The sequence below is a fragment of the Paraburkholderia phytofirmans OLGA172 genome, from assembly GCF_001634365.1.
GTDB lineage: Bacteria > Pseudomonadota > Gammaproteobacteria > Burkholderiales > Burkholderiaceae > Paraburkholderia.
Window position 1 is genome coordinate 2,283,411 of record NZ_CP014579.1, and the last position, 17,960, is coordinate 2,301,370.

The 17,960-nt window shown below is 57.5% G+C and carries 17 protein-coding genes and 3 pseudogenes; 3 read left to right on the forward strand and 17 right to left on the reverse strand.

The features are described from left to right. Position 1: 1 nt before the first annotated feature. The 3 genes and pseudogenes from AYM40_RS30170 to AYM40_RS43310 form a co-directional block, all read right to left on the reverse strand. A complete protein-coding gene (locus AYM40_RS30170; protein WP_063499700.1) occupies positions 2 to 1,228 on the reverse strand; it encodes a porin in 1,227 nt (408 codons plus the stop codon). 996 nt (positions 1,229 to 2,224) lie between these two features. Then, positions 2,225 to 2,443, reverse strand: a pseudogene (locus AYM40_RS30175) (transposase domain-containing protein); the annotation flags it as partial. After that, a complete protein-coding gene (locus tag AYM40_RS43310) occupies positions 2,434 to 2,559 on the reverse strand; it encodes a hypothetical protein (RefSeq protein ID WP_256390506.1) in 126 nt (41 codons plus the stop codon). The pseudogene AYM40_RS30175 and the gene AYM40_RS43310, both read right to left, overlap by 10 nt. 380 nt (positions 2,560 to 2,939) lie before the next feature. Between AYM40_RS43310 and AYM40_RS43880 the strand changes: the two genes are divergently transcribed. Continuing rightward, the gene (locus AYM40_RS43880) at positions 2,940 to 5,018 is read left to right on the forward strand and encodes a recombinase family protein (protein ID WP_063499701.1); all 2,079 of its coding nucleotides are present in this window, start codon (positions 2,940 to 2,942) and stop codon (positions 5,016 to 5,018) included. Here the strand turns inward: AYM40_RS43880 and tnpC are convergent. From tnpC to AYM40_RS30195, 3 genes and pseudogenes are all read right to left on the reverse strand, one after another. Continuing rightward, positions 5,019 to 6,398: pseudogene (gene tnpC / locus AYM40_RS30185) on the reverse strand (IS66 family transposase); the annotation flags it as partial. 30 nt (positions 6,399 to 6,428) lie between these two features. Further along, on the reverse strand, positions 6,429 to 6,782 hold the full coding sequence (gene tnpB, locus AYM40_RS30190) for an IS66 family insertion sequence element accessory protein TnpB (protein WP_063499702.1): 354 nt from the start codon (positions 6,780 to 6,782) through the stop codon (positions 6,429 to 6,431). Continuing rightward, entirely contained in the window at positions 6,758 to 7,309 is a 552-nt protein-coding gene (locus AYM40_RS30195; protein ID WP_063499703.1) for a transposase, read from the reverse strand. The genes tnpB and AYM40_RS30195 overlap by 25 nt, the downstream gene beginning before the upstream one ends. Before the next feature lie 19 nt (positions 7,310 to 7,328). Between AYM40_RS30195 and AYM40_RS43530 the strand changes: the two genes are divergently transcribed. Continuing rightward, the gene (locus tag AYM40_RS43530; protein ID WP_335341241.1) at positions 7,329 to 7,970 is read left to right on the forward strand and encodes an ureidoglycolate lyase; all 642 of its coding nucleotides are present in this window, start codon (positions 7,329 to 7,331) and stop codon (positions 7,968 to 7,970) included. A gap of 74 nt (positions 7,971 to 8,044) precedes the next feature. Here AYM40_RS43530 and AYM40_RS30205 read toward each other — a convergent pair whose 3' ends face one another. Next, on the reverse strand, positions 8,045 to 8,332 hold the full coding sequence (locus AYM40_RS30205) for a DUF1330 domain-containing protein (protein WP_063499705.1): 288 nt from the start codon (positions 8,330 to 8,332) through the stop codon (positions 8,045 to 8,047). Between the two features lie 126 nt (positions 8,333 to 8,458). Between AYM40_RS30205 and AYM40_RS42135 the strand changes: the two are divergent. Next, positions 8,459 to 8,693 (forward strand): annotated as a pseudogene (locus AYM40_RS42135) (catalase-peroxidase); the annotation flags it as partial. Between the two features lie 107 nt (positions 8,694 to 8,800). Here the strand turns inward: AYM40_RS42135 and AYM40_RS43885 are convergent. The 10 genes from AYM40_RS43885 to AYM40_RS41595 form a co-directional block, all read right to left on the reverse strand. Continuing rightward, a complete protein-coding gene (locus tag AYM40_RS43885) occupies positions 8,801 to 9,034 on the reverse strand; it encodes a superinfection immunity protein (RefSeq protein WP_082855394.1) in 234 nt (77 codons plus the stop codon). Between the two features lie 71 nt (positions 9,035 to 9,105). Further along, the gene (locus tag AYM40_RS30215; protein WP_063499707.1) at positions 9,106 to 9,384 is read right to left on the reverse strand and encodes a hypothetical protein; all 279 of its coding nucleotides are present in this window, start codon (positions 9,382 to 9,384) and stop codon (positions 9,106 to 9,108) included. A gap of 546 nt (positions 9,385 to 9,930) precedes the next feature. After that, positions 9,931 to 10,293 (reverse strand): BON domain-containing protein, encoded by a 363-nt coding sequence (locus tag AYM40_RS39310; protein WP_236720996.1) that lies wholly within the window; start codon positions 10,291 to 10,293, stop codon positions 9,931 to 9,933. Positions 10,294 to 10,649: 356 nt separating this feature from the next. Further along, entirely contained in the window at positions 10,650 to 10,928 is a 279-nt protein-coding gene (locus AYM40_RS30220; RefSeq protein WP_063499708.1) for a hypothetical protein, read from the reverse strand. A gap of 287 nt (positions 10,929 to 11,215) precedes the next feature. Next, entirely contained in the window at positions 11,216 to 13,141 is a 1,926-nt protein-coding gene (rpoD, locus tag AYM40_RS30225; RefSeq protein ID WP_236720997.1) for an RNA polymerase sigma factor RpoD, read from the reverse strand. A gap of 265 nt (positions 13,142 to 13,406) precedes the next feature. Further along, positions 13,407 to 14,318, reverse strand: coding sequence for a LysR family transcriptional regulator (locus tag AYM40_RS30230; RefSeq protein ID WP_063499709.1), 912 nt, complete (start codon positions 14,316 to 14,318; stop codon positions 13,407 to 13,409). 142 nt (positions 14,319 to 14,460) lie between these two features. Then, a complete protein-coding gene (locus tag AYM40_RS30235) occupies positions 14,461 to 15,450 on the reverse strand; it encodes an LLM class oxidoreductase (RefSeq protein WP_063499710.1) in 990 nt (329 codons plus the stop codon). Positions 15,451 to 15,613: 163 nt separating this feature from the next. Further along, positions 15,614 to 16,267, reverse strand: coding sequence for a DsbA family protein (locus tag AYM40_RS30240; RefSeq protein WP_063499711.1), 654 nt, complete (start codon positions 16,265 to 16,267; stop codon positions 15,614 to 15,616). A gap of 46 nt (positions 16,268 to 16,313) precedes the next feature. After that, entirely contained in the window at positions 16,314 to 17,009 is a 696-nt protein-coding gene (locus AYM40_RS30245; protein WP_063499712.1) for a DsbA family oxidoreductase, read from the reverse strand. 691 nt (positions 17,010 to 17,700) lie between these two features. Next, entirely contained in the window at positions 17,701 to 17,955 is a 255-nt protein-coding gene (locus AYM40_RS41595; protein ID WP_158515357.1) for a hypothetical protein, read from the reverse strand. Between the last annotated feature and the right edge of the window lie 5 nt (positions 17,956 to 17,960).

The following is a 17,960-nucleotide window of genomic DNA, read 5'->3' on the forward strand; positions in this document are numbered from 1 at the left end:
ATTAAAACCGATGCGCGATGCCGATCGTGTCGACAACCTGCTGGTTACGTGCAGAAGGAGTCAGCCCCGCGACAGAAGCGACAGCTGCCTGCCCCAGCGAATTTGTCCCAGAGGCACGCTGGTAAGCGGCGACCATGTAGATGTCCGTTCGCTTGGACAACAGGTAGTGAGCGCCGGCAGTAACCTGCTGATAGCGGGCTCCCTGATTGTTTGGCCCGTCGTCCTTGGTGAACGTGTATGCCGCACCCAAAGTCACAGCGGGCGCAACCTGGTAGCCGACGTTTGCTTCGACGTTGGTGATAGTCGAACTGCCTGAGTACCCGAACGGATTCGGTCCCGAATTGCCGCCCAACCCGACGAACCTGGTATTCGTGTACACGACTCCAAGCGTTGCGTGCCCGATTGCGTATGAGCCACCAGCGCCAAAAATCTGTTGCCGATGAGCGGACGCGTAGCCAGCGATGACCGGGTTACGTTGCGCCGTGGTGGCTGAGCCCAGCGAACCAAGATTGTTTGTGGTTACGCCGCCGGCAGTTGCCGTTGCACCGAACATCGAGATGTTCGGATCGAATGCATCGACAAATGCAACGCCCAGCCGGACCGGCCCGCCGGTGTAACCTACCCCGACTGACCAGACTTGGTTCTGCGCGAAGTTACCCGAGACTCCGCCCATCGAATACATCGCATCGGCGGAAACGCCATTCCAGACCGGTGTCGTGTACTTGACTGAGCTATTTTCCCGGTTCGTGCCGCCGATGTTGTCCAGATCGTCCGGATGGGATCCGATATAGCCGGCCCACTGCGTGATGATTGCGAGCGGCGAGACAAAGTCCCACAGCGAAGAATATTGACGACCGAGCGTCACGCGACCGGTCGAGGCCGAGGACAGGCCGACAAAAGCTTGTCGTCCGAAAAGCAATCCGCCCTGCCCCAACGTGCCGTTAGCCGCGTTGAACCCGTTTTCCAGGGTGAATATCGCGGACATTCCGCCACCCAGGTCTTCAACGCCCCGGAAGCCGAAACGGCTGCCGAAGTATGCCGAGGTAGTTCCGTCCAGCATGGAATACTGCTGCTTGCCAGTCAATTGGCCGCCTGAACGCCCGGTCTGCGCGTTGTTCACAAACACAATGTCGGGATCGATGACCCCGTACAGAGTGACGCTGCTTTGCGCGTACGCCGCATTCATAGACAACGCAAGCAGTGCTACCGACGTCCCAAGCTTCTTCATCGCGAGATCTCCTCTTTGACTGGTTGGCCATTGCTGCAAGCAACCGCTGTCGCGGCTGCGGTCAAGCAGCGTCGTGCCAGTTGTTTTTAAATGTCAACCGAATCCCCAATTCAACGGACGACACAAAGCGCCACGGGAGAGTCGCCCATGGAAAGGAGTCATAGTTTCGAAATCGGGGTTTTAAGTTCGGTCCACTACAAAGACAGTGCCGCTGATGAGCAAGCCGTCATGCACGCAGCATGCTAGACGGCCCCCCGGCGGCACCCTCGGAAACAACTATAAGTGATCGATTGATAAATCACAATGGAATACGCGCCAGGGTTTCCCGCAGTAACCAAAGTGCGTTGGTTCGTGATGAGACGTTGAAGCACCGAGATGCGCTGCACGGCCATTGGCATCGCTTCGCCCCGCCGCACGCGCGCGCGCCGTGATCGTCGCCGGCGCAGGCGCAGGCAACCTGATTTGAGTGAACTGTGTGTCCAGCGCAAGACGCAGCTGGTAACGCTGATTGCGCGGCGATATGGGGCTAACCGGCGAATTTGTCAGCCATCAAGTTGACGTAGGACGGCACGAAGGATGAGATATCCACAAATGAGGCTGGTTAATGAATGCAACACTGCATCCCCTCAGCTTCATATAGTCGAACGCCCCATCAGCCGAAGGTCTTCCGACGCAAAGTAATGCCCGTGATCGACGCCCCCAAAAAATGCTTGATGGTTTTGGAAGGCTTGTGGCAGCCCCAGCCGACTGTCCGATCGAAATCGTGCAGTGGCCGGCGGTAGGCTCACGGGCCATAGACGCTGGCACCGGTGACGATGCCGGCACGACCTAAGGACGTTCGTCAGCGAATGGCGCGGGGACGTTCTCTACGGGCGGAACGAGGCTGTGGGCGGCAACTACATTCTCGCCTATGCAACAGAGCCTGAAGGTATGCGGTCCATCAGCGACGCCGCTCAATTGAGGTGGCGGAGCGCGTGACGCGTGGTAGGAACGCGATCAGCGGAGATTGGCCGGCAGCTTCCAGGGAAGCAGCGCGTCGTAGTCATCGACCGTCTTTGCCAGAGGCAACCGCTGGAACAGCCAGGTGAGGTAGCGATACGGATCGATTCGATTGGCCTTGCAGGTTTCGACCAATGCATAGAGATTGGCGCTAGCATTCGCGCCATCGACGGTGTCTGAGAACAACCATGAGCGGCGCCCTACGCTCAGTTCGCGCTCATTCTGCCCATATCGGGCAGGAAGTTGAAGTCCACTATCGTTGGCATCCACTGTATGGGCATCACGTCAAGGTTCGGGATATTGAGCAGCGCGGCGGAGGTCAGGTAGTTCACATCGAGGCTGCTGCCGGGGTAGTCAAGATGATTGCGGGCTGGATGCTCGATGCCGCTATATGCTCAACCATAGAGCTTGGCGAGCCGAGGGTCACTGTAGCGACGTTAAGCGAGCTGCATCGGTTACTTGCTGATCGGCATTTGCGAGCAAACTCGCCGGACGATTCCAACATCGTCCGGGAGAAACGCAGTGGACAAACTGTCAAAGGGCACTCCAGCGCGACCGTATTCGCTCGCGGTAACGCTACGCCAGATGTGCATGAGGTTCGACACCGTCGAGCTTCAGGGGATGAACGAAGTTCAGCGCGTAAAAGCAATCAGCCATCTTGCGAGCCTGTTGAGGCAGGCCGCCGGCGTCGCCACCGCAAAGGAGTGTGACGATGACGAATGTTGATCGTTTGCCAGCGGACCTGTTGAAGCGCAAGGCAGTGGTCTACGTGCGGCAGTCGACCCAGGCCCAGGTTCAAACCAACTTGGAAAGCCAACGCCGCCAATATGAACTCGTGAATGAAGCAAAGCGTCGGGGATTTCGTGATATCGAGATCGTCGATGACGATATGGGACGCTCCGCGAGCGGCACTGTGGCAAGGCCTGGCTTCGATCGCCTGGTGGCATTGCTGTGTGCCGGGCAAGTCGGAGCTGTCCTGTGCCTGGACGCATCACGTCTTGCGCGCAATGGTCGCGACTGGCACCATCTGCTCGAACTTTGCGGTCTCGTAGAGGCAAGGGTCATAGATCTCGATGGCGTGTACGATCCCTGCCGGCCGAACGACCGGCTATTGCTCGGCATGAAGGGCAGCATCAGCGAATTCGAGCTCAACGTGCTTCGAATGCGTATGCTCGATGCTGCGCGTGCCAAGGCTGCGCGCGGTGAATTACGTATCAGCGTGCCGATTGGCTACATCTGGCATCGTGATGATGGCTTGGGTCTTGATCCCAATCAGCGACTGCAGGAAGTGATACGCCTGATCTTTGCTCGCTTTGGAGAGCTGGGTAGTGGGCGACAGGCTTTCCTGTCGTTACGTGCCGAACAGGTCCACTTCCCACGCCCGACCGATGGCAGGACGCTGACGCACTTCGACTGGACGCTGATACGTTACCGTAACGTGATCTCGGTGCTCAGGAATCCGTTCTATGCTGGGGCCTACGCATATGGCAAGAGCGGGAAGCGGACAACGATCGTTGATGGCCGCGCACGCAAGAGCTACAAGCACAGTAAGCCCTTCGAGGAATGGGAGATTCTGCTCAAGGAGCACCATGCAGGCTACATCGACTGGGCTGACTTTGAGCGCAATCAGAAGCTGCTTGCCGCTAATGCCTATGGCAAGGCAGGCGACGTAAAATCTGGGCGTGGTGGACGAGCCCTGCTGGCAGGGCTGCTCGCATGCGCACGCTGCGGACGCCGCCTGTCAGTAGCCTATACTGGACGCATACCACGACCCGTCTACCGATGCTTTGGCTTTGATGTGCCGCAGAAGTGCGTAAGCTTCGGCGGCTCTCGCATAGACGCTGCACTCGGAAGAGAGCTGATGCGTGTCGTAGAGCCAATGGCGATAGAGGCGGCCGTGCGGGCCGGGCAGATGCATATGGACACCCTCAACGAGCAGCAGCGGATCATCGAACTCGAACTGCAGCAGGCACGGTACGAAGCCACGCTGGCCGAGCGGCGCTATGCCGCTTGCGATCCCGACAACCGCCTGATTGCCGCGCAATTGGAGAAGAACTGGGAAGCGGCGTTGTGTCGCGTACAGACCTGCCAGACACACCTGGAGGCAGTGTGCACGCCAACGACAGATGTTGCACCTCCTGACTTCGCGAAGCTTGCCGAGGACCTCGATGCGGCCTGGAATGCTCCGGGTGTCACCATGCGCATACGCCAGCAGCTGGTTCGGGCCTTGATCGTCGACATTGTTGCGGACGTGGATGAAACGGCGCATGAAGTCGTTCTTACGATTCACTGGCAAGGCGGTCAGCACTCACAGCTGCGGATCTGCAAGCCCAGAACGGGTGAACATGAATGCAGCACATCTGACGATGCGCTTGCGGTCATCCGCAGCATGGCAACCCGATGGTCCGACCAGGACATCGCTGCATCGCTAAACCGGATGGGAATGCGCACTGGCCAGGGCAAGACCTGGACCGCGCATCGTGTTGGCTCCATACGGCGCGTACGTGATATCCATGCCTACCGCTCAGCGGAGAAGAATGGGGAGTGGTTGACGATGTTCGAAGCCGCGAGGCAGCTCGGCGTCACCAGCCATGTCATCCGTCGCCTGATCAAGGATCGGATCCTGCCTGCCGAGCAGGTGATGCCCGATGCGCCGTGGCAGATTCGTGCGAGCGATCTGCGCAGTGACGCGGTTACGGCGGCGTTGACGCGCAAACATCGCCCGTGTCGCAACGAGGTCGAAGGACAAATCCCAATGTTTACCGAGGTTTCGGAAGGAGGTGCACAATGAACGGCCCGTCCAGAAGGGGCGAATCGCGTTTTCGCAGGGGTTACTGATCGGCCACGCGCCATTCTCAACGTAACGGATCAGCTTCGGCCACTGTGCGCGCAGGTAGGTCAGCGCCTTGCCGAGCAGGCTGTTGGGCACAACACCGGGCGATTGCCCGACCATCAGATTGTGAATGTTATCGAGCACTCGTGTACTGTACCGCCGTCGCAATCGTTGCCGTCGCTCGACCACCCATGTCGTACTGCGGGCCTCGGCGGCGAACAACTTCCCGATCAGCTTGATGAAGCGCGTCGCGAGCAGATCGGGCGAGCGCGCTGCTTTCGGCACATTTTCCTCCGCCTTGACGAAGTAACGTCGGCAATGAACCCAGCATCCAAGATGCACGAGCTGGTATCGCTCGGCGATACCGTTATAGGGCTCGTAGCCATCGGTCATCAAGACCGCGCCCCGGCGGATGCCCGTGAACAGTTTGTCGACCAGCTGCGCGCCGCGTCCTGGCGTATATGTGAAGCAGCGGACCGGATTTCCCGAATCCGTCATCTGCGACCAGAGATAGCTCTTCGTTTGAGGCTTGCGCCCCTTCTCCTTCAGCACTTGGAACGTCGTCTCGTCGCAGTAGATGAGATCCGCATCGAGCAGTGCATCGCGCATCAGGTTGATCACCGGTTGGGTCGCGACGCCGACACGAACCATGCTCGCGGCGATTGTATTGGACGAGATATCGCCACCGAAGCGCCGCAGCAGGCCTGCCTGACGGTACAGGGGCATTCCGAACTGGTACTTGCCGGTGGCGATCCACGCGAGCGCCGATTCGGTAAGGAGTCCACGCGGAATGATGCGCAGCGGAGCCGGCGTAACCTTGATGCCGAGATCGCAGCAGGGACAAGCATATTTGATGCGCTGGTGCTGGATGACCCGGAGCTGTTCCGGAATCACGTCGAGCTGCTCGCTGGTTTCAACGCCGATCTCGACAAGCGCGTGACCGTCGTTAGTGCAGAAGCGTTCGGCTTCTGGCAGTTCGTGGCGCACGACCTCGCGCGGCAGGTCGGGATCGAGCGGCTTGCGGTGACCACGCTTCTTGCGCGCGTGCGCGGCAACCTTCGTTTCCGGTGTGTCTTCCTGGGCGGGCGCGCTGTTCGCGCCGAGTGCTTCGGCTTCGTTGAATAACCCGGGTTGATCCGAACCCCGTGCTTCGCTTTTCGCACCGAACAGTTCACGACGGTAAGCACGCAGCCGTTCCTCGGCGAGATCACGTTCCGCTGTCACGAGCCGCAGGGCGCCGCGCAAGGCCTCTTGTTCTTCGCGCAACGCGCGGGCCGCATCGCGCTCAGCGAGCAGCTCTTTCAATTCGGCGGCGGTGATCGTGACCTGGACCGGCATGCGGATTAGACCGGCACGCCAATAACACGTTCAGCTGACGCGTAGATACTCGCGCTTCGGATGTCGCTGGATTGCGCCGATGTCATCGCCGTCGAGCAGCGCATGTAACAGATCAGGCGTCATCGTCACGACCTCAGTCTTCCGGTCGGGCCATATGAATCTATCGTTCTCGAGGCGTTTCGTCAGGAGCCAGAAGCCGCTGCCATCCCAGCCCAGGATCTTGATCCGGTCGCGGCGACGGTTTCCAAACACATAAAGCGAGGAGTCCATCGGGTTCAGGCGCATCGACTGCTCGACGAGAATCGACAGGCTGTTCATGCCGTACCGGAAATCGACGGCATCGCGGTGCAGGTACACCTTCAGATTCTCGTCGAACCGGAACACGGCATTCTCCCAAGCATCTGAATCACAGTAGCCAGTTCGTCGATGGTCGCGTCCTCGATGTCGAACTCGACGCCGTTCGACAGACGCACGTGCAAGGCGAGCGTCATTGACAGCGACGAGGGTGAAGACGTTCTTACCGAGGCACTTCCTTCGGGGAGCAACGCCGGCGGCGCCGAAACGACTGAGACGAATGCAGATGACGTACTTGTGGGAGGCGCCGCCTTGCGCGGACCGCGAAGGTCAATGGCCGCGCCGTCGATCACTCCTTCCGCAGGCGGCGACTCGTGGTGATCAGCGGCAAGCTCCTGCGGTCCTGGCGCAATGCCTTTCTCCCGGTCCAACAGGTATTTCGTGATCCATTTGCGCAGCAAATTGGCATTTATCCCGTGCTCCTGCGCCATGCGGGCAACGGAAACGCCGGGCTGCAGCGCCGCCTCCACCAGAGCACGCTTACCTGTCTCGTCGTAGCGGCGCCGACCATCACGGCTCTGTCGAACTACTCTTAACTCTGAGTCTTTGTCAGCCATAGGTGTCCACCTCGAATTGGTGGACACCTATGCTCCTCGCTCCTGGCAATCACTGCCAGACGTTATAGATGGACCGCATACGCCTGAAGTAGCCCGCGAAGACCATGCCAATGCTCCGCAACGCACGCTGTTATGTCACGCGAACTACCACCCTGACGGCGGACAGCTGTTCTTTCCTCTCGACCATCGGCCTTTCTACGTTCCGTTGGCTCTGCCTGGCGATGACATCACGCCGGAGAAATTCGTGTGTTTTTGTTTCGACGGACACGAGGGTCTCTACATTCATCTGAATATCTGGCATGAAGGTGTCTTCGCGCTGAACGGGACTCAGCGATTCCTCGACAAGCAGGGCGCCGTCCACGCACGCGTATCTGTCGACTTTGCCCGTGAATTTGATTGTCTTCTCGAGGCACCACTTGCCGATGCCTTCCGACTTCCTTGCTTTGGGCGACGACCTGAAGTCCGAGGACACATTTCCAAGAAGCAAAGTGCTCGGAATAATCGACCGCATCGCAACCACTCCTTAGCTCGCCTGGACTCAGGCAGCGCGCGTTCTGCCCTATCCAACCGACGACGTGGACCCTCCCGTACACACTTGCCCAATGGCTCGCGACAAGAGAGTCCACGCGCACAAACTTTCCTTTGGTCTCTATGCATCTGAGTTACATTTAGCAATCGACTTCGTTACCAACAGACCGAAGTCACGGGGTCCTGGACTCGCCCGGTTGACTTCTGTCACACGCCTTCGACGAGAACCGCTCGATAGCGAGCCCCTTTGAAGCGGTGCTGCACGACATCCTGATACGCCGGACTGTCGTACCACGCGCGCGCCGCCTCGGTGGACGGGAACTCCGCGATCACCACACCCTCCGGCGCATCGCCTTCGAGTACCTGCTGAGGCCCATAGGCCGCAAGAATTTTGATGGGATGCCCCTTGAAGCTCTCGCCGACCTCCGTCTGGTAGATATCCAGTTCGGCTTGATCCTGCGTGCATTCCCGCGTGAAAACGATATACGTCGCCATGACATGCCTCCTCGGTAATGTGGAATTAGTCCCGATCATGCCACGCAATCGCAAAACGAGTCGGATTGCCAGCACCTTTGTCGCCCGTCCTTCACATGACAACCGTGACGGCTCAAGAGCAGCTTCGGCACCGAGTGGAAAGCCGCATCCGATGCCTCGGAAATTTACGAAGGCTGCGACCGCGCAACGGGTGAGATCAAGTGGATCTGGTACCCGTGTAGATCTGCCCTTCGGGGCGAATTCTCAGCTTCGTGCGTTGGCCGAAGTCTATGGGAGCTTGGACGCTAAGGAGAAGTTTGTCCATGACTTCGCAGCAGCATGGTGCAAAGTCATGAACCTGGATCGCTTTGACCTCGCCTAATTCGATGCGGGGAGTTCAAGATTCGACACGGACCGGCCAGCCCAGATCGCAGCAAGCTCATGCATCGCCGCAGCGGTCTGGCAGTTGACCGCTGCGCGAGCAGCTTGCTAATATTTACGCGTTGAGCCGACCGAGTGGCTCCCCACCCCCGATGACACACGCGCTTCACTTATGCGCCACATAGAAGTGGCGCCCCAACCTATCACCGTCCAGCCGATCAACATGCTTACGACGGTAATTGCGAATGCGTCAGGATGATTCCGAGCGTGCGCTCCCACCGCACATACCAGATACAAAGTCATTGCGGCTAAGAGGCCAACACCTTCAAGAAACTGCTTCATCACTTCACTCCGGGACTCTGTTCTCGGCAGCGCGTCAAAGACGCGCTTTGCGGAGTAACACACGCGACGAATCAATGACCTTCGTAGATGCCGTGCGGCGTGGCTACGGCATCACGTTCGCCAGATTCAGACGAAAACGGCGCGGCACCGCCGTAGGAAGAAGCAGCTGTAGCGTTGCCGGCGGTCTGACGTTCTGCCGCTACTGTCTGTGCACTTTGGCCACGTTGCGAAGCCGGTGCGCCGACTGACGGACGGTAGAACGGTGCCGGGCCGTATCCGCTTGCAAATGCGGGCACTGAAAGCAGTGTCGAGGCTGCAATCAGCAGAGCGGCGATGGGTTTGTGGTTCATGAGAAAACTCCAACTGGTGTCGTGTGACGAGGCGCGCTGGAAGTCATCGCGCCACCACATTGAAGTAAATTTTAGTCTTAATCTATCGATCGATATATAGCGATAGGTCGAAGTCTGAATTGCGGGCCGCTCCACCAATCTCGCCGTCAGAAAGACGACGACCGCGTGCGATTTCGGTTTGGCCGCGCGATCCAAAGTGGAATGCAGAAACCGTGTATCGGCATGCACGGCATAGTGGCTAAACGTGACCGTCACGGGAACTGGTCGGGTGCCTACTGCTTTCACGCAAGGCGCTACCCTTCACTCCATTCGGAACGGCACACGCTGACTGCGCAGCGTGTCGTAGAAATGCCAATCTGTTCGGCGGATGTCAATCTGCACATCGAGGCCGCTGCAAGCTAGGGATTCGCAGCATCGCTTTCAGTGATCAACGATGCTGTTGCTTCACGTGGGAGTCTTCGAGGAAAGCACTTCCCTAAAAAAACTCCATACGGTTAGCCACGAAGGTACGTCGCCGCCCCTGGTCGACATGGCATCGCCACGCGCTCAGCCGTGTCCGTGAGAAAAAAGCGAAAGTCTGTTGGAGACAGAGGCAACGCCGGGGACATTAGCTGCTATCTGTTCGGCCCGAGCGATCTGATCGCTGTTACGAACGGTTCCACTCAGGGTGACGGCGCCACTGCGCGCTCGAACGTAGACATTTGATGGATTAATTCCTTGCGCCTTACTGAGCGCTCGGCGAACTTGTCTCTCGAGTGCCCGGTCGCTCTTTTTCACGAGTTTCCGATCCGCGCTTCCGGTATCGGAGATAGCGGCCGTGTTTTCCACCACCGGTTGCGCGTTCGCTGTGAAGTCCGCCATCAGGGAGAGAACAAAGCAAGCTGACCCCAAACATTTTCCGTATTTCACGTCGCCCTCGTCAGTCGAAACGACGTCGAAACATTAGCGTTGACGTCTGGGAATTGTCACGGTCAACACTATCACGATCGGAGATAGCGCGCTTTTTTCGTGCGTCAGTCGCCTCATTTACGCTACAGGCCCTCCACGCGCTCTAACAAAATCCGTCTTCTATGGTTCAATTTTTTCAGCTGCTGGAGCGCATGAAAACTAGCGACGTTATGTGACGCGGAATCAAATACAGAACACGGGGAAGAGTACACGCAACGTTTCCGACGTTTCGGTTGCCAGGCAACCGCTTCACCGTAAAGGCGCTGTGCGGTGCCCGTGCCGATAGTCGGTCAGACTCGCGTGCCGGAAATCTGCGCTTAACGACCTTTGTAGAGATTGTCGGGCGCTGCCACATGCCGACCAGAATCCGATGCGGACGATGCAGGGGCCACGCCGCCGTACGACGAGATCGCGCCATCATTGCCTGACGCCTGACGCTCAGCTGATACCGTCTGTTCACTCTGACCGCGCTCGGAAGCAGGTGCACCCACCGACGGGCGATAGAACGGTGCCGGCCCATAGCCGCTTGCGAAAGCAGAACCAGCGAGCAACGCGGATGCTGAAACGATTGCCAGGGCGATATTCTTAAGTTTCACGTAACACTCCAATAGGTTGTTGAGTGGCGGTTGCGCAGCAAATAGAGGTCAGCGCAGCCTCACATCAAGGATGAATTTTAGGCCGATGTTATTGGATATCTAGACCGATTAATTCCAATTAACTATTAGCAAATTCCGGAATGATTCGCCTGTCGGTTGACCACGCGCCAGCCGAATTGGCCGCCACATCACCTGTAGCGGATAGTCGCAGGTCACGCGATGGTCAGCAGATTGAATGAGCTTGCGGTTCATTCAATGCCTGCTAAGGCCAGCCCGGCGACCACGTGTCATAGAAGTCCCTTCAAAGCGTCGGCCGACCGTAGAAGCCTCAATTTCCCGATAGCCTGTATTTCGATTTGCCGGATTCTTTCGCGAGTGAGGTCGAGTTGCCTTCCTATCTCTTCCAACGACAATTCTCCGGAGGTGTCGATCCCGTATTTCATCCGTAGCACCTTGGCTTCGCGAGGAGTGAGCTGCTCCAAGGCTGCGCCGATTGCCGATCGCATTCCCGCGAGCATCGCATTATCTTCAGGCGAAGTTCCTTCGGCGTCCGGGATCAAGTCACCCAGGCTTGTATCGCTACCCTCACCTACCAGGACCTCCATCGATACTGGCTCACCTGTGATATTCATCATCTCCCGGATCTTCGTCTCGGACAAATTCATCCGGCTTGCCAATGCCTCGACAGCTGGCTCAGCGCCTGTCTTCTGACGGATTTCTCGGGCTATCCGGTTCAATTTATTGACTGCTTCGAGCAGGTGAACCGGAACACGGATAGTTCGAGCCTGATCGGCCACTCCACGGGAAACAGCTTGCCGTACCCACCACGTCGCATAGGTAGAAAACTTCCAACCCCGCCGATATTCAAATTTGTCGACAGCCTTCATCAATCCGATATTCCCCTCCTGCACCAGATCGAGAAACTGCAGCCCACGATTTACATACTTCTTCGCGACCGAAATGACGAGTCGCAGGTTCGCTTTCGTCATTTCGTTCTTTGCGCTGCGAACCCGGCTCTCAGCCTTGGACAGGCACCGGCTTGCTTCCTTGATTTCCGAAAGCGATGCGCACATCCGAGTCTCGACATCAACCAATTGCCGCTGCTGATTCTCGATATCCGGAATGCTGCGCCGCAGGCGATCACCGTAGGGCGTCACCTGTCTGGTCAGACTGTCCGCCCACGAGAGGTTTGTCTCGTTCCCCGCGAAACTTCGCAGGAACTCATCCCTGGGCATTTGACACGTCTCTACGGCAATCTCATATATTTTTCTCTCAATTCCACGCATCTCTGACACAACTGCCTTGAAGCCGACGACAAGTTTCTCAATCAGTTTTCCGGCAAGCGGCAGGTCGTCAAATTCTTCCCGAATTGCCGCTTTGGCGCTCAAGACGGATTGTGCGTCCACCTCGCGATCCAGCACCGGCTCAGACAGTTTTCTGATCCGTTCGAATCGAATCGCGCATCGTTCCACGGTTACGGCTGACGTCCCCTCTTTCGATTCATCTTGGGGCCCGACAGGGGCGTCCATCCCAACATCGCAAGTTGCCGTAGACAGCGCTAACTCATCCTCAATGGCAAGCGTATCTATGACCTCGTTAAGGTTCAACTCTTCACCTATTACGCGGCCGGCAGCATGGAGAATCATCTCCACAGTCGGCGGGAATGTGAGAATGGCATCGAGCATCTCATTGCGTCCGGCTTCTATTCGCTTCGCAATATCCACTTCCTGCTTGCGTGTCAGAAGCTCTGTCGCTCCCATTTCCCGCATATACATGCGCGCAGGATCGGTAGTGCGGCCCCATTCCGAGTCGGCTGAGAGCAAGGTTACTGCGACTTCTTCGCTTGCCACGCTGTCAACGTCGCCGCTCGCCACCCCTTCGGTGAGCAGGAGTGAGTCGCGATCGGGCGTCTGCTCAAATACCTGTATGCCCATTTCGCTGAACGTCGCGACGATACTTTCCATTGCGACGCTGCCGATGAAGAATCCAGTCGCATGGTCTGTGATCTCCCCGTGAGTTACGTACCCACGTTCCCGACCCAGCATAATTAGCTCCCGCAGTCGACCTTGCGTTTCATCGATGTCGTTCTCCAGATTGAGAGAAACACCCGCCGTGCCATCGTCAACGCAAGGACTCTCCGCACCGGCTTCACGGATTGTCCCAGCCAGCATCCGCTGTGACTTCGTCGCAGCGCTTGTGCTGTTAAGCTTCATTATCTGGACTCCTTGCTTGACTATGCGCCGTGGCCGCTCATCTACCAGACAGACCTATCGCTAGCATTCATTGAAAGCCCCCTAGCTTCCAGGCATGGAGGCACAGTCTGGACGCCTTGTCCGACCTGTCATATATGGGGATCCCGGTGGGATTCTCAATGCCCGCCACGCGCCGCAAAGACCGGTCAGGCATGGTAAACATGAACAACGGATTGCAGTCCGGCGACGTATTTGAACCACGGCGCTGGGAGAAAGCGAAGCTAGGCTAGGCTTTCAAACCTACTTTTGAGTTTGCAAATGCTTCGCTAACCCATGTGATGAATGCCATCAATTTCGGGGCGCGCTGACTGCGCTGCGGGAAAACCAGCGAGATGGGCTTGATTGGCACGGGAAACGACGGCAGCACTTCAACCAGCTCCCCGCTTTCCAGCTCCGATTCAACGGCGAATCGCGCCGGTTGAATCAGCCCAAACCCAGCCTTCGCAAGCTCGATGTAGGTGTCTGAGTCGTTGACCTGAACACTGCTAATCATCCTCACCGTTGTCGGTGTCGAATCGCTAAGGAAATCAAACGAAGGCTGCTTTACTACCTTAGTCGCGGTGTAATGCACGACGCGATGAGCGTGCAGATCGTCCAGAGCGACCGGCGCGCCAACGCGCCTGATGTAATCCGGAGACGCAACGGTGACGCGGTTGAAAATGCCGACCTGTCGGGCAATCATCGACGAGTCCTCTAGCGCTCCCACTCTGATTGCGCAATCCACGCCTTCCTCGATTAAATCGATGATTCGATCGCCCGTACCCAATATCAAATCAATTTTTGGAAAGCGCTCGTGGAAGTCTTTGATCCTCGGGACAATAAGACACTTCGCGACCGAAGTCTGAACGTCGATTTTCAACGTGCCTTTCGGCGTCGATGCCCCTAGGCGGTAGGTCGACTCACTATCCTCGACGGCTTTGAGGATCTCGACTGCGGACTCGTAATAGAGGCGCCCCTCGTCCGTTAGATGCAGGCGCCGCGTCGTCCGATTCATCAACCGGACCCCGAGAAAGGCCTCGAGGTCTTTGATCACCCGTGTCACCACGGGTCTGGCCATATTCAGCGTATCCGCTGCCCTCGCGAATCCATTCAGGTCAACAACGCGGACGAAGACCTCCATCGATTGAAACTTGTCCATCGCGTCGCTCCGTGTTTGGTATCCCGGAAGCCCCCTCGCTCTCCTGAGAGGCTCTGTTTTGCCATGGAAGGGCCGCAGGGGGACGGCTGACGGCTCGATAGGCGGTTCACGGTCAACGCGGGAGGAGCTTTTTCAGGCCCGGTCAATTTAATGAGGGAAATTGCGGCAGGACGTGCTCCGCCAACTCATGCAGGATTTCGATGAACGGACGTCGCGATGGCTTCGGGTTAAATGCGACGTGGTTGACTCCCGCTCGCTGCAAGGTCTCGAGGTAGAAAATCAATCCATTCCGACCGACACGAAGCCCTGCGGGAATCGGCGTGAGAGGAAAATTCGGATTCTCCTCAAGTTGAAGAAAGAGCCCTTCGAAGAACGGCTTGAACACACCTTCCCCATTTACTCGGCTCACAGCATCAATCCATGACTGGGTAATCAGTTTGACGCGCTCCATTCCGACGTTGTAGAAGAACCAGCCGTCAGCGTGCTTTGCAATCCACTCCAAGTCCTGCCGACTACGGCCAGTCACGAACGTCGGAATCTTCCGAACCGTAGGTTTCGGGATCGTGTCTACGCCGCCGGTCAGTTCACCAAACCGTGGGAACCTGCCGCTGGGAAAATCGACTTCCGTTGCGGTTCGGAACATGTCAAAAGCTTCCCGAAACCGGTCGCCTCGCGACTCAAAATCGTCTCCGATTCCGAAGGCCGGATACTCAACCGCGCGGTCCCCTGATGCAATACCGAGGAGCAGACGGCCGTCCGATAGGCGGTCTACCGAAGCCGCCTGCTTTGCCAGAAGCAGCGGGTGGCGCAACGTGATCACTGCGCTACCGGTTCCAAGTGCAATCCGGCTGGTGTTCGCAGCAAGGAACGCCAGATACGTGAAGGGATCAAAGACCTGGCCCACATCGCCGAAGGCTGGATCGTAGGTCGGCACATCGCGCGCCCAGAGCGCACCGAATCCAAGTTCGTCGGCCAGCCGTGTGACCTTTGCGTGTTCCTTCATCGTCGGCGAGGGACCGTCCGGGTATGTCTCAAGCGGAAGAATGAATCCGAGCGTCAGGTGACCCGGTGCAAACACACGGGAATACCCACTGAGGCCAACAAACGGCCCATTTTCCACGCTTTCCGCCATCAACACGATTAACTCCTTGAACAGATTTGAACCAGAAATATAAGTGTGATTCAGTCTTCTTTAAAGGCGCGACCCACTAACTGACTGTTAACGAATTCGTCAACAGTCAGCGCCAGGCCTGGCTAAGGCAAACCGTCTTCCATCCCTGGGCCAATGTGTGGGCCTAGGCTGTCGGCGACTCGAGCTCCTTTGTCAGCATCGCGCGAAACGCGTCAGGCTTACCGAGGAACTGCCCCACATGTAGCTTGCGCATGACGCCATCCTTCTCCAGAGCCAGCGTCGGAAAGCCTGCGCTGTCCAGTTGCGCCAGCAAGATCAGGCTTTCGCTGAAATGCTTGTCAAGCCTGGCGACTGCGCGATCAAGCGCCTCCGCAAAAGCAGAAGCATCGAGCCCGAGTTCAGCTGCGACACGGGGGATCTCTTCTCTCATCGCAATAGGGCGCCCCTTCACGTAGTACGCGATCTGTAGTGCCTTGAGCATCCTCAATCCGGCGCCCGCAACCTCTTCAGCTGCGAGCATCGCCGCCGTCGGCAGAGATGAGTCCAGCAGAATGCTGTAGTCAAACTGTGCGCCATCTGAGTACGCCTCGCCGAACACCTGCCCACTAATGGCCGAAATGCGGTGTTCGTGCGGCCTGACAAACTCCCTCCACTCCGGCGACATCATCTGGGCGTTTTCGCCTGTCAGCATCCCTCCGCCATGGGCGACAACTTCCACGCCATTCAGGGCGACCGCGACATCAATTACCGGAGCAAGCCCGTAACACCAACCGCAAAACGGGTCATAGATATAGTGAAGAATCAATTTTTGCTTCATCGCTGCTCCCTGAATGCCCGAAACAATGCCAAGCGCCTCGCCCCGCTTACCGCTGCGTGTCGACCAAATCCTCGGCGCACGTATCGCCGTTCGCGTTTGACGCCCCTGTGACCGAGTCCAAAGCATGAAGCAGCACCGATGCTGGCTGTGCGCCTTGAATACGCCGGGAGCCAATCTGAATCATCGGCACGGAATTGATCCCGCTTTCCTGACCGTCGAGTTCGTAAGCCAATACCTCAGCTTTTCCCTGATCACTGAGCAGGAACGCGCGTACTTCGTCACCGTCGAAACCTACGGCAACCGCAACCGCCTCCAATACGGAGACATCGCCGATGTTTTCGCCACGTGAGAAGTAAGCTTCGAATATGGCGTTAAATAATTCGCCAGTTCGAAGTGCATCACCTGCCCGACGCGCGAAGGCCATAAGTCTATGCGCAAGAAGCGTGTTGGGAGTGACCTTCACGCGATCGTAGTCGAAGTCCAGTCCGACTCTCTTGCCTGAAGTGGTTACGTCGCCGTCCATCGCTTGCGATCGCTGCCACGTACCGAACTTCCTGGTTCGATACTCCCTTCTATCAACGCCGGCGGCAGGCAGCGTAGGGTTGAGTTCGTATGGCAGGTACGACACCACAAAAGAGGCGCCCGAATCGTCCACACCGAGCGCCTTCTCCAGATTCTTGTGACCGATCCAGCACCAAGGGCAGATGAAGTCATAGGTGATTTGAATCTCGACTTGTTTCACATAACCTCCTTGTTCTTGACAGTGAGAGAAGGATAGGCTATCTGCGTCTGTTCCTGTAATGGCCCCAAGCGCAACGCACAATTGCTTGCCGGACAAAAACCTCTACCTGATCAATGACTTATCGGGACGGGCAATCTCGGAACCAGGCCACAAGGCCCGCATGCTGCGCTGATACTGCGGTGGGTAGGCAACTCGACTGCGCCAGTTTTTGCGGGGGAAAACAGCACGGAAGACACATGCATCTCCTTGACGGAAAGAGGTAGACGCCGCGCATACTTCACGCGACGGCGGAGGAACTGGGGCCCGTCAATGTGTGCCGGCGTCGCGCTGCGGCAGAACGGCCAGCAGGCAAAGAGATGAACTCGTATTGATCGACGTTTGGCAAATTGATGTCAATCTACCCAAGCTGTGGCTAGTTCGACAAACCTCGCCGTACTATGGTATGAGCCGGACGTAAAAATACTGCGTGAATTCTAATGATTCAGCCTTAATTCTTATTAACGGCGCTCCGCTAGTGAAGTTACTGCGACGTCTCTTTGTCTGCGCCGCATCAGTCGACCTTCGGCCTTCGATTCCTCGGCTCCAGAGCCAATGACGTATGAATTTCCCCCCTCCTGGACGGACGCGTTCGGCAACGACTGACGTGCCCTTGCCGTTCAGATGTATTAAGCGCAACTTTCCGGTCTCCGGATTACGATGAAAACTGGGCGCCATCCGACTGCCAGACGTGCAGCCAGCCTGGCAAGGCGTTAAAGGCGCCGGTCATCCAGGCGCGGTCCGAGGCGCGATGTCTGACTACCGGGCGAATGCCGAGGATCTCACGCAATACCTCGCCGACGCCGACGTCAAAATCCGGTGTCCGACGATGGCGATATGGGGAGAGGATTTCTATGCCGTCGGCGGCTTGTTCGACGTGAAGTCCGTTTGGGCAAGAGATGACCGTCAATCTGC